The sequence below is a fragment of the Coprococcus sp. OM06-34AC genome, from assembly GCF_003462545.1.
Taxonomy (GTDB): domain Bacteria; phylum Bacillota; class Clostridia; order Lachnospirales; family Lachnospiraceae; genus Coprococcus; species Coprococcus aceti.
Genome location: NZ_QTZF01000004.1, coordinates 200,135 through 213,333, shown reverse-complemented (window position 1 = coordinate 213,333; position 13,199 = coordinate 200,135). Strand labels below are relative to the sequence as shown.

The 13,199-nt window shown below is 43.3% G+C and carries 11 protein-coding genes; 1 reads left to right on the top strand and 10 read right to left on the bottom strand.

Annotated elements, in window-relative coordinates:
- Positions 1-31 precede the first annotated feature (31 nt).
- The 4 genes from DXB91_RS08720 to DXB91_RS08705 all read right to left on the bottom strand — a co-directional run bounded on the left by DXB91_RS08720 (position 32) and on the right by DXB91_RS08705 (position 5,560).
- Positions 32-2,434 (bottom strand): GH36-type glycosyl hydrolase domain-containing protein, encoded by a 2,403-nt coding sequence (locus DXB91_RS08720; RefSeq protein WP_118017553.1) that lies wholly within the window; start codon positions 2,432-2,434, stop codon positions 32-34.
- A gap of 158 nt (positions 2,435-2,592) precedes the next feature.
- Positions 2,593-4,689, bottom strand: a complete 2,097-nt coding sequence (locus DXB91_RS08715; protein ID WP_022216529.1) for a polyribonucleotide nucleotidyltransferase — start codon at positions 4,687-4,689, stop codon at positions 2,593-2,595.
- 305 nt (positions 4,690-4,994) lie between these two features.
- Positions 4,995-5,261, bottom strand: a complete 267-nt coding sequence (rpsO, locus tag DXB91_RS08710) for a 30S ribosomal protein S15 (RefSeq protein WP_004851136.1) — start codon at positions 5,259-5,261, stop codon at positions 4,995-4,997.
- Between the two features lie 128 nt (positions 5,262-5,389).
- Positions 5,390-5,560, bottom strand: a complete 171-nt coding sequence (locus DXB91_RS08705; RefSeq protein ID WP_117549008.1) for a chorismate--pyruvate lyase — start codon at positions 5,558-5,560, stop codon at positions 5,390-5,392.
- A 286-nt stretch (positions 5,561-5,846) separates the two neighbouring features.
- On the opposite strand from DXB91_RS08705, the gene aroC reads away from it, so the two are divergent.
- Positions 5,847-6,944 carry a chorismate synthase gene (gene aroC, locus DXB91_RS08700; protein ID WP_022216531.1) on the top strand — a complete coding sequence of 366 codons (1,098 nt, stop codon included), beginning with the start codon at positions 5,847-5,849 and terminating at the stop codon, positions 6,942-6,944.
- Positions 6,945-7,139: 195 nt separating this feature from the next.
- Here aroC and DXB91_RS08695 read toward each other — a convergent pair whose 3' ends face one another.
- The 6 genes from DXB91_RS08695 to recA form a co-directional block, all read right to left on the bottom strand.
- A complete protein-coding gene (locus DXB91_RS08695) occupies positions 7,140-7,988 on the bottom strand; it encodes a formate/nitrite transporter family protein (RefSeq protein ID WP_055222574.1) in 849 nt (282 codons plus the stop codon).
- Between the two features lie 34 nt (positions 7,989-8,022).
- A complete protein-coding gene (gene xerD, locus DXB91_RS08690) occupies positions 8,023-8,901 on the bottom strand; it encodes a site-specific tyrosine recombinase XerD (RefSeq protein ID WP_117549009.1) in 879 nt (292 codons plus the stop codon).
- Between the two features lie 246 nt (positions 8,902-9,147).
- A complete protein-coding gene (locus DXB91_RS08685) occupies positions 9,148-9,681 on the bottom strand; it encodes an NUDIX hydrolase (protein WP_118017551.1) in 534 nt (177 codons plus the stop codon).
- Between the two features lie 157 nt (positions 9,682-9,838).
- The gene (rny, locus tag DXB91_RS08680; protein ID WP_022216535.1) at positions 9,839-11,392 is read right to left on the bottom strand and encodes a ribonuclease Y; all 1,554 of its coding nucleotides are present in this window, start codon (positions 11,390-11,392) and stop codon (positions 9,839-9,841) included.
- A gap of 74 nt (positions 11,393-11,466) precedes the next feature.
- Positions 11,467-12,087 (bottom strand): regulatory protein RecX, encoded by a 621-nt coding sequence (locus DXB91_RS08675; RefSeq protein ID WP_117549446.1) that lies wholly within the window; start codon positions 12,085-12,087, stop codon positions 11,467-11,469.
- Entirely contained in the window at positions 12,080-13,138 is a 1,059-nt protein-coding gene (recA, locus tag DXB91_RS08670; protein WP_022216537.1) for a recombinase RecA, read from the bottom strand. Before recA ends, DXB91_RS08675 begins: the two co-directional genes overlap by 8 nt.
- Positions 13,139-13,199: the final 61 nt, after the last annotated feature.

The following is a 13,199-nucleotide window of genomic DNA, read 5'->3' as shown; positions in this document are numbered from 1 at the left end:
TAATATGGTATAAATAATGTATTTATATTCATTACATTACAAGCACGATATCGTTTGTATCAACAAGCTTGTCAGCAGGGATATAATTGGTCTCAAGTTTCTCACCATTTAATGTGAGGCTCTGGAAACCGCTCTCATGTCCATCAGGATTCTGAACCTTGATTGAGAGCTTCTTACCCCTGAACATCTTCTCGATCTCGAACTCCTTCCAGTCTGATGGGACTGAAGGCGCGATCTTGATTCCGCCAAAGTCTGGTCTCATACCCATGATACCCTCAACGCAGCCAACCATACATGTGGATGCTGTACCTGTGAGCCAATGTACATGAGCGCGACCCTCAAATGGACTTCCAACAGACTCTGTGAACTGTCCATGGCAGTATGGCTCAAGCTTTCTGATCTCTGCCTTATCATTCATGGATGCAGGAGAGCTCTCGTTGAAATACTCAAACGCTCTGTTTCCATGTCCCATGAGCGCCTCGGCCAGTATTATCCAGCCCTGTGGCTGTGAGAATATACCCGCATTCTCCTTTGTTCCTGCATTGAACAGAAGCATGAGCGCTCCGTCAAATGCATGCTCTCTGTATGGTGGGAACATAAGTCTCACACCGTACTCTGTGTTAAGCTCCCTGTGAACAGACTCAAGGGCGATCTCAGACTGCTTTCTTGTGGCAAGTCCGCTTATAACTGCCCATGACTGAGGATTCAGCCACATGCTTGCCTCAGGATCATTCTTTGAACCGATGACCTGTCCGCCTTCCTTGTATCCACGGATGAATCTGTCATCCTCCCAGCACTTCTCCTGAATGGTCTCACCCATCTTGTACTGAATGCTGTTGATGTAATCTATGTACTCTGCATCATCCTTCATCTCAGCAAAATACTTGATAACTGTCATCGCATAGTAGAGCTGCATTGCAACAAATGTTGACTCGCCTCTCTTTCCAAGTCTCAGACAGTCATTCCAGTCTGCCCAGAGTCCTGCCGGCATACCATTATCTCCAAGTCTATTCATGGAGAAATCTATCGCTCTCTTAAGATGCTCATAAACTGTACCCTCATCCTTGTTGGCAAATGGAATAACCTCGTCTATGAAGTCAAGGTTGCCTGACTCAGCAATATACTTATATACAGTTGGGAACAGCCAAAGTGCGTCGTCTGCACGGTATGCAGGATGTCCTGTCTCCTGTACATATGATGGATCATCCGGTGTATCCTCATGACCTGCGTTATGTGTGAACTTTACAAGTGGAAGTCCACCGCCGTTGTCAACCTGTGCTGACAGCATGAATCTGATCTTCTCAAGAGCCATCTCAGGTGCAAGGTGGATAACGCCCTGGATATCCTGAACTGTATCTCTGTATCCATATCCGTTTCTCAGACCACAGTATGAGAACGATGCAGCTCTTGACCATATGAATGTCATGAAACACTGGTATGCATTCCATGTATTTACCATGTTATTGAATGAATCACTAGGTGTGTGCACCTGGAAGTTGTTGAGCTTTGAATGCCAATACTCGATCAGCTCGTCAAGCTCCTTCTGACATGCTGCGGCAGGATCTGCGTATCCGGCTATGACAGCATTTGCAGCGTCATTGTCCTTCATTCCGACTATGAATGCAAAATCCTTTGACTCGCCCGGAGCAAGTGTGAACTTTGTCTGGAGTCCACCGCAGGCATTGCTGTTGTAGTTGAGCTTGTTGCCAAGATCTCCATTTATAACTCCGATCGGATTGCCGTAGCCGTGATATCTTCCAAGGAACTCCTCCTTGTCACCACAGTATGATGCAACATCACTTCCGGCAAGTGCAAAGAATCTTCTGTTTGCCTTACTTCCATTGATCTCAGCCTTCTCAACATTCTCATTGATGACCTGAAGGATCTTGTTGTTATCCATGAAATATGTTCTGGTTATGAACAGTGTATACTGGAGATTTACCTGATCCTGCTCATAATTGCAGTCATTGGTAAACTCACAGTATCCGATAGCTGAAAGGTTACGAGGCTTATCAGAGTTGTTGGTAACTCTCACCTTCCACACTTCATGTGTCTTGTTAAGTGGAACATAATACAGCACCTCTGACTTGATATCAGAATAATCTGCATACATCTTTGTATATGCCGTTCCATGGTGACATTCACTCTTATACACATCAAGACTCTTGCCTACCGGCTGCCATGATGCTGACCAGTAATCCTTTGTGTCATCATCGCGAAGATATACATATCTTCCAGGCTGATCAAAGCTGTTAAATATGTATCTCAGTATTCTTCCGTTTGCTCCTGACTTCTCAAAGCTGTAGCCTCCTGCGTTGTTGGAGATTATAGCTCCGTATTCCGGTGAACCAAGGTAGTTTGCCCAAGGTGCCGGGGTGTCTGGTCTGTCAATTACATACTCTTTGTTCTGTTCGTCAAAATAACCGTATCTCATATGTTCCCCCTTAAATCTGCATTTATTTTCTAGTTTGTTTATGTATGCCTTTATTTACTACAATGCCCCGGAACCGGCCATATGACAGACCGGCTTCGAGACATCAAATTTACCCTTATAAAAAATATCCTTATTATAGTTTAGCTCAGAACTGTTATTTACTGTACATCCTTGAGACTCAGGCTTATTCTTCCTGCTCTCTCGTCGATCTTGATGACCTTAACGTCAACCTCATCACCTACATTTACAACATCCTCAACCTTTGCAACTCTCTTGTCTGAAAGCTTTGATATGTGGATGAGTCCATCCTTGTTAGGTGCAAGCGATACGATAGCTCCACAGTCGATAACTTTTACAACCTTACCATGGTAGTTCTTGCCAACCTCAAGAGGCTCTACGATCATGTTGATCATCTCGATAGCCTTGTCCATACCTGCCTGCTCTACGCCACAGATAGAGATTCTTCCCTCATCATCGATATCAATCTTAACACCTGTCTCCTCTATGATAGTGTTGATAGTCTTACCTCTCTGTCCGATAACCTCACCGATCTTCTCTGGATCTATCTTGATCTGCTTGATCTTTGGCGCGAACTCATTGACCGTTGGTCTTGGAGCTGCGATGGCCGGCTTCATACATGTCTCCATGATGAAGAGTCTTGCCTCACGTGTTCTTGCGATAGCCTCCTCAACGATAGGTCTTGTAAGTCCGTGAATCTTGATATCCATCTGGATAGCTGTGATACCCTCTGTTGTACCTGTTACCTTGAAGTCCATATCTCCGAAGAAGTCCTCAAGTCCCTGGATATCTGTGAGTACGATGTAATCGTCGTCTGTATCACCTGTTACAAGTCCGCATGAGATTCCGGCAACCATAGCCTTGATAGGAACACCGGCAGCCATGAGTGACATACATGATGAACATGTTGATGCCATTGATGTTGAACCATTTGACTCAAATGTCTCTGATACGGTTCTGATCGCATATGGGAACTCTTCCTCACTTGGAAGTACAGGAAGAAGTGCTCTCTCAGCAAGTGCACCGTGTCCAATCTCTCTACGTCCAGGTCCTCTTGAAACCTTTGTCTCTCCTACTGAGTATGAAGGGAAGTTGTAGTGGTGCATATATCTCTTGGATGTAACGTTCTCGTCAAGTCCGTCAACTCTCTGGATCTCAGAAAGTGGAGCAAGTGTACATACGTTACAGATCTGTGTCTGTCCTCTTGTAAACATAGCTGAGCCGTGGACTCTAGGAATGATGTCAACCTCAGCAGCAAGTGGTCTGATCTGGTTGATAGCTCGTCCATCAGGTCTCTTGTGATCCTTGAGGATCATCTTTCTTACTGTCTTCTTCTGATACTGGTATATAGCGTCTGGAAGGACTGCAAGCCACTCCTCGTTGTCTGCAAATGCCTCCTCAAGCTTCTCTGTGATCTGTCTGATGTTCTCCTCACGAACCTGCTTCTCGTCTGAGAATACAGCCTCCTCCATAGCCTCTGGAGGAACGATCTCCTTAATCGCTGCAAAGAGCTCCTCTGGAACTGCACAGCTTACATATGAATGCTTTGGCTTTCCAACCTCAGCTACTATCTCATTGATAAATGCGATGATGTCCTGGTTGATATCATGAGCCATGTAGATAGCTTCAATCATCTTAGCCTCAGGTACAATATTTGCACCGGCCTCAATCATGATAACCTTCTGTGATGTAGATGCAACTGTGAGCTTCAGATCACCCTCATCCCACTGCTTCTGTGTTGGGTTGATGATGAACTCTCCGTCGATGAGACCTACCTGTGTCATGGCACATGGTCCGTCAAATGGAACGTCTGATATACATGTTGCGATAGATGATCCGAGCATTGCAACCAGCTCCGGTCTGCACTCTGGATCTACTGACATAACAAGGTTGTTGAGTGTTACGTCATTTCTATAATCCTTAGGGAAAAGAGGTCTCATAGGTCTGTCGATTACTCGTGATGTGAGGACAGCGTTCTCTGATGCCTTACCCTCTCTCTTATTGAATCCTCCAGGTATCTTTCCTACTGAATATAACTTCTCCTCATACTCTACTGAAAGTGGGAAGAAATCGATTCCGTCTCTTGGCTTCTCTGAAGCTGTACATGTTGAAAGCACTGTTGTGTCACCGTACTTGATAAATGCAGCACCATTTGCCTGTGCAGCTACTCTGTTGATATCAACAGTGAGCATTCTGCCAGCGATCTCTTTCTGGTATCTCTTGAATTCCTTACTCATCTCAAAATCTCCTTGATTTAATATTTATTTGTATTGTGGAAGACGTCGAAACAACTATAAAAAACACCATGTCTTATAACCTTTTTGCCATCTTTCAGCGATGATCCATGATATTCTTTATAGAAGTCTCGATATGTCATTCCACAATCTTTTAAATTTTATCATACGAATATAAAAAATACAATATCCAAACACCTCTGTTTACACTATTTGATACCATAAAAATGTGTCCGGGCAAATAAAAAGGAATCATGCGTGTACACATGATTCCCATAATTGTTATTGTATTAAGGCTCGAATAGAAATTACTTTCTAAGTCCAAGGCTCTCGATGAGCTTTCTGTATGCCTCGATATCCTTGCTCTTGAGGTATGCAAGAAGGTTTCTTCTCTGACCAACCATCTTAAGAAGACCACGGTTTGAGTGATGATCCTTTGGATTAGCCTTGAAATGTCCGTTGAGATCGTTGATTCTTGCTGTAAGAAGTGCGATCTGAACCTCTGTTGAACCTGTGTCGTTTGCATCCTTGCCGTACTTAGCTACGATTTCCTGCTTCTGCTCTTTTGTTATCATAATAACAATCCTCCTATAAAATAATATACATGACTGACACCGGGCAAAAGGCCTAGAGGTGTCCTCAAACTAAGTGTCAGTTGACCTTGTGTAGGATAACATATGTGTCTGGTTTTGTAAAGAGGAAATTAATCCGCAATTTCATACTGCAAAAATGCATAGTGCAGCCTTGTTCCTTCCGCTATACTTTCCGGAAGCAGCGCCCTTGCAACGAGCTTTGTCTCACCGCCAAGATCATTCTCATCAGCAAGATTTGCGTAATCTCCGTCTATCGATTTTACTATATAATATTTCTCCATTTTCTTGACCACCTTATGTCCGGCTGTGCTTTCAGCCGTGTTCTTTCATTCATTTCATAGATATTTTAATATATAACATATTTCATTACAACCCCGGCCGGTAATATTCCCGGTTTGACATTCACCTTATACGCTTTCACACTTTACAGCATCCCAACTTATTTCTTGTTATCACAAACTTATCTATGCTATAATAGTGCGCGTGGACATTTGCGCTGCAGGATTCTGCAGTTCATTTGCCGAATAGAGAGCGGCAGGTTTCGCCGCATTTGAAAGGAGATATATTATGGCAGGTTCCACCATAGGAAATAAATTTACCATCACCACATGGGGAGAATCCCACGGAAAGGCTCTGGGAGTTGTCGTTGACGGCTGCCCTGCCGGTCTTCCACTGTGTGAGGAAGATATACAGGTATTTCTGGATCGCAGAAAACCCGGATTTTCACAGTTCTCAACGCCTAGAAAGGAATCCGATACCATAGAGATACTGTCAGGAATTTTCGAGGGAAAGACAACCGGAACTCCTATATCCATGATGGTGAGAAATACATCCCAGCGCTCCGGGGATTACGGAGATATCGCCACATATTACAGACCAGGCCACGCAGATTATACATTTGATGAAAAATATGGCTTCAGGGATTACAGAGGCGGCGGCCGTTCATCGGGACGAGAGACCATCGGCAGAGTTGCAGCCGGTGCGATCGCCTCAAAGATACTGAAGGAACTCGGTATCACCATAACTACCTACGTATCTTCCATCGGTGATGTACATATAGACAGGAACAATTTTGACGCTGACTATATACTTAAGAACGACCTCAACATGCCGGACCCGGATGCCTACGAGAAGGCATCAATCCTTCTTCAAGACTGCATGGCGGAGAACGATTCCATAGGCTCTGGTGTTGAATGTATCGTGCATGGAATGCCGGCAGGTATCGGTGAACCGGTATTTGACAAACTGGATGCATGCCTCGCAAAGGCAGTTATGTCCATCGGAGCTGTGAAAGCTGTCGAGATTGGCGACGGCACCGAGGTATCCACTGCAAGAGGCTCATATAACAATGATGCATTTGTCATGAACGGTTATAACGTAGACAAGGAGACCAATCACGCCGGAGGTATTCTCGGCGGAATGAGCGATGGTTCAGACATAATCATCAAGGCGCATTTCAAGCCGACCCCATCCATCGCATCCACACAGAAAACCGTTAACAAGTCCAGGGATAACATAGAGGTCTCGATCAGAGGCCGCCACGATCCTATCATTGGGCCGAGAGCTGTTGTGGTCGTCGAGGCCATGACCGCCCTGACGATCCTTGATCTTATATTTGAGAATATGTCATCCAGAATGGACAAGATAATTGACTTTTATAAGTAATTGTCAAACAAACTGAAAATTGCGACAAACAATAATGCGATAAAATGTAAGTAATAAAAAACAGATGTGATATGATCCAGGGTGATTCCTCAAATCATGCCACATCTGTTTTTTATTTATCTATCTTATTTTTCAATCCATCATTTATTCAGTCCATCATTCTGACCTTGTTGCCTATAAGTCTGGCGCCAGATTCTACTCTTCCACCTTTTTAGGCTTGTTGATGATGTAAAGTCCAATTCCCACTATCAGACCACCGCCGATGATATTACCAAGCGTTACAGGGAGGAGATTTTTACTGAAGAAATGTCCCACTGTGAGCTGGTCACTTATCTGCTGTGCGGTATATCCATAGAGCTCGCATGCCTTGTCCACGTACTTGCTGTTTGATGCAGCCATCAGACCTGCAGGTATATAGTACATATTTGCAACGCAGTGCTCAAAACCTGACACGACGAATACCATTATCGGGAAGAAGCATGCAAACAGCTTTCCAATTATATCCTTAGCCGAAGATGACATGAGAACCGCGATACACACGAGAACATTACACATTATTCCCGACATGAACGCATTGCAAAAATCAAGGCCTGTCTTACCCATAGCCACCTTGATGGTATAAGCGCCAAGGCCGCCTGCTGAATTATCAAACTGACCGCTTCCATATATAAGAGCTGCAGTCACAACTGATCCAAGCATATTGCTGAGATATACAATAACCCAATTCTTGAGCATCTGCACAAGCTTTATCCTACCATCAATAACCGCTGTTATCATCATACAGTTTCCGGTAAACAGCTCTGCACCGATAATCGATAACATCATGAGTCCTACAGGGAATATACATCCTGCAAGAGTCTTCGCAAGTCCGAAATTGTCCACCGTATGCACCGCAAGGTTTGATCCCTCAGCTCCTATCGCAATGAACATTCCTGCAAAGAATCCCATCATAATCATCTTGTACAGCTTGAGATTTGCCTTTCCAACAGCACCCTTGAGATTATTCTCAATGATCTGTGCCGGAACGTAGTAATTGTTTTCCATGATTTAATTGTCTCCTTAGTTTATAAGTTATTTGTTAGGCCCTCGGATATGCCTTTGCATATTCTTCCTTGAGCTTACTCTGCTTATTTGTAAGATATATCTGGGTTGTCGCAATATCCACATGTCCAAGCATCTCTTGAACAGACTTTATATCCGCTCCATTCCCCAACATATGCGAGGCAAATGAATGCCTTATCATATGAGGTGTTATATCCTTATCTATGCCGGCCTTAGCCGCATAATACTTTATTATCTTCCAGAATCCCTGTCTCGTCATAGGTGCACCCTTGCAGTTGAAGAACAGATAATCACTGCCTCCACTCATATCATCGCGCACCTCAGTAATATATCTGCTGAGGGCTCTCTGAGCAACCTCCGCAACCGGAACAGTCCTCACCCTGTCGCCGTCGTGGCACTCAATGAACCCAAGCTTTATGTTGACATCCGTGAGTTTCAATGTCACAAGCTCTGTAACACGTATTCCTGTAGCATACAACAGCTCCAGCATCGCCTTATCCCTGATCTCCTTTGGAGTCTTGTTGGTAGGCTGGTCGAGAAGCTTGTTCACCTCACTTATGGTAAGCGTCTCAGGAACCTTCTTCACGATCTTCGGAGGCTTGATATTCTCCGTTGGATCCTCATTCACTATCCTCTCCCTCATGAGATAGGCATAGAATGACTTTATGGATGCAATGTTACGTGACACCGTAGCCATGGACATCCCCTGTTTCTCCATTTCCAACACATACGAAGTGATATAAGTTTCATTAATATCATCAATCCTCGTTATGCCCTTCTCGTCAAAATACCTGTAGAATTTTATCAGATCTCTCCGATATGATGCAACAGTATTCTCGCTGGATTTTTTTACATTTCTTAAATAATCAACATATCTGTCTATGTATTGTTCCACTAATTTATCCCCTTAGTTATGTAGACTGAATTATATTATAAATACAAATGTAAATAAAATCAAACACTATTTTAACAAGTAAAATCAAGGCTTCACGGCATTTTTAGCAAAAGTACAAAATGCGGTGCGCGATCAAATTATGTATACTAGATATTGACATAATTCTTTTCAAAAATATTTCACATTTTTTAATTCCGACAATGTTTCAGTTGAATTTTCTATGTTTCAAATTATGTGATTGCGTGTTTATGAGCATTTCTTACCCCAATATGCGTAGATTGCAATTATTGTTTTGGAATCCACTATCCTGCCATCTCTTATCATATTGAGTGCATCATCAAGACCTATCTCCTCGGTCTCTATAAATTCATTCTCGTCCAATGCACATGTTCCTCCGGTAAGTCCCATGCCTATATACACGTAAGTCTGTTCATCACTTGTACCGATAGCCAGAACAGTCCTTGTCACATATTCCACGACCTTCGCAGTAAACCCAGTCTCTTCCCTGAGTTCTCTTCTGGCTGCATCTTCAGGAGACTCTCCCTCATCGATAAAACCAGCCGGAACCTCGTAGGTTATATCATCAATAGAATTCCTGTACTGTTTTATCAATATGATCGATCCATCGTCTTTCACCGGAAGGATGCACGCTCCCGGATGATGCTTTATCAGATCATATACAACATTTCTGCCGTCAGGCAGTTCAAGATAGTCGTTATATACATCAAACACATGCGCCCTGTAAGCCGCTTCAGTCTTTATTTTCTTAAATTTTTCCATTTATCGATCACCTATCTTCCCGTTTTCATAGTTCATCATGCATACAAATTACGAAACATATACACCTCAATTATCTTCAAGCACCGGCTTGATGTTATCTTCATTATATGACAAATCATAAAAAGGGTTTGTAGATCATCTCTACAAACCCTAATTTTTATTTTGCGTAATCTGTCACGCGTGACTCTCTTATAATATTTACCTTAATCTGTCCAGGATACTCAAGCTCGTCTTCGATCTGCTTTGCAATATCTCTGGCCAGCAATACCATATCAGAATCGCTTACATGCTCAGGAACTACCATTACACGAATTTCTCTACCTGCCTGAATAGCAAATGTCTTATCTACACCCTTATGAGAATTAGCAATATCCTCCAACTTCTTAAGTCTTGTAGTATAAGTCTCCAAGGTCTCTCTTCTTGCTCCCGGTCTTGCAGCAGAAATTGTATCTGCAGCCTGTACCAGAAGTGCTATCAATGACTCAGGCTCAACATCACCGTGATGTGATTCTACCGCATTGACAACAAGCGCTGACTCTTTGTACTTTCTACAAAGATCTGCACCGATCTGAACATGTGAACCCTCCATCTCATGATCAAGTGATTTACCTATATCATGGAGTAATCCAGCACGCTTTGCAACCTTGATATCGACACCTATCTCTCCGGCCAACAAACCACACAACTGAGCTACCTCAACAGAGTGCTTCAATGCGTTCTGTCCGTAGCTTGTTCTAAATTTCAACTTTCCAAGAAGTCTTACCAGCTCTGGATGGATTCCGTGAATTCCTACCTCAAGAGTAGCAGCTTCACCTTCCTCGCGCATCATGTTTTCAACTTCCTTCTGCGCTTTCTCAACCATCTCTTCGATTCTGGCTGGATGGATTCTACCATCCACGATGAGTTTCTCAAGTGCAATTCTTGCTACCTCACGTCTTACCGGATCAAAGCTTGATAAGATAACTGCCTCAGGAGTATCGTCTATGATAAGATCTACGCCTGTGAGAGTTTCAAGGGTACGAATATTTCTACCCTCTCTACCAATTATCCTACCCTTCATCTCGTCGTTAGGTAACTGAACTAATGAGATCGTTGTCTCTGAGATATGATCAACCGCACATCTCTGTATTGCATTGACAACATACTCCTTCGCCTTCTTGTTCGCTTCTTCTTTAGCTCTGGTTTCTAATTCCTTGACCATAACTGCTGTTTCATGCTTTACTTCATCTTCAACAGTCTTTAATAAGTATTCTTTTGCTTGTTCAGAGGTCAAACCTGAAATTCTTTCAAGTTCCTGTAAACGTTTCGCCTGTAACTCTTCAACCTTAGCCTTCTGCTTGTCCAGCGCGCTTTCCTTGTTAGCTAAACTAGCTTCCTTCTTCTCAACTGCCTCAGTCTTCTTATCAAGATTCTCTTCACGTGCAAGAATTCTCTTCTCCATACGTGAAAGTTCTCCACGTCTGTCCTTTACTTCCTTTTCAAGGTCATTACGTGTCTTAAGGGAATCTTCCTTTGCCTCAAGCAGTATCTCGCGCTTCTTAGCCTCGGCGGTCTTCTGAGCTTCGTCAATAATCTCTCTTGCCTGTGACTCTGCTCTTCCTATCTTGGTCTCTACTATGTTCTTGCGATATGCAATAGCGATAAACCATGTAGCAACAAGCAGTGCAACTACAACAACAGCGATTATTCCCCATACTATTGGTGAATTCACAGGAGCACCTCCTTATTAAGTTTTCATTGTACAAGAATACAACTATTTAAGTTTAATATTTTTAAGATGTTATGTCAAGTAATATCAGAGACAATATTTCGTATACACTCAGAAACCTTACGCCTGTCAAAACCCTTGCTGTACATGTATGCATAGACTTTATCACGCTTTTCAGTCAGTTCTTCCACAGTGTATTTTTTTTGTAAAATGTGTGTTATCCTGTCGCTTTCGTCTGATATGTCTGAGTCTTCCACAGCCAGATCGATAATATCCTGGCCTATATGCTTTGCCTGCAATTCAAATCGTATGACACGAATGCCTTTTTTAGCGGAGTTTCTGCGTATATATCCACATGCATACCTGTAATCATCTATATATCCATACGACTTCAGTTTGTCGATGGTCTGATCCACGATCTCTTCGTCGTAATACAGATCCTTAAGCTTCTGCCTGATATCGTATTCACACTTGTCCGAAAATTTTATGGAGTTCACAGCCTTGTTCATGGCACGTTTGAACAGATAGTCCCGTCTGAATTCCTCAAGTTTACTCCATTCTATCTCACCGTCACAGGCAAGATGTAATCTTCGTATATCCGATGCATAGACCGATGAAAAAGGCTCATAGTCCACAAACAGACAAAACCTTTTGTCATCGATCTTCCTGATATCAGTGACAGTTGCGATCCTACTCATCTGCTCCATCATCTACAGTGTTCTCGGCAGACTCTCCGGCAACACCAACCGCCTCTCTTACCTTCTGCTCTATCTCATCACAGATAGCTGTATTGTTCTCAAGATATGCCTTCGCATTCTCTCTTCCCTGACCTATCTTATTGCCGTTGTATGCGTACCATGCACCGGACTTATCCACTATGTCGTTCGCAACAGCAAGATCAAGAATATCTCCAACCTTAGATATACCCTTGCCGAACACGATATCGAACTCAGCCTCCTTGAATGGAGGAGCCACCTTGTTCTTAACTATCTTAACTCTTGTTCTGTTACCTACGATCTCACCGCCCTGTCTGAGCGTATCAATTCTTCTTACGTCAAGTCTTACGGAAGCATAGAACTTAAGTGCACGACCACCTGTTGTAACCTCAGGGTTACCGAACACAACTCCAACCTTCTCTCTAAGCTGATTGATAAATATGACAACACAGTTGGTCTTGCTGACAACAGCAGTGAGCTTTCTGAGCGCCTGTGACATAAGTCTGGCATGAAGTCCCATATGCGAATCGCCCATCTCTCCGTCTATCTCTGCCTTTGGTACAAGTGCAGCAACAGAGTCCACGATAACGACATCAACCGCTCCCGATCTGACCATGGTCTCTGTGATCTCAAGAGCCTGCTCTCCGCAGTCAGGCTGTGATATGTAAAGATTGTCTATATCTACACCTATGTTCTTGGCGTATGTCGGATCAAGTGCATGCTCGGCATCTATAAAGCCTGCGATTCCGCCTCTCTTCTGTATCTCAGCAACAATGTGAAGTGCTACCGTCGTCTTACCACTCGACTCAGGTCCGAACACCTCTATGATTCTTCCTCTAGGCACACCGCCAAGTCCAAGTGCTATATCAAGGCTGAGGGATCCTGTAGGGATCACATCTATATTCATATTCGCATTGGAATCGCCAAGCTTCATCACCGAACCCTTACCATACTGCTTCTCTATCTGTGCTATAGCGGCATCCAATGCCTTTCTCTTATCATCAATATTTACATTACCGGAATTATTCGCCATTGTATCTTCCTCCTAAACATATGTTCGATTATCTTTTAATATAGTATTAGATTATTGCCAC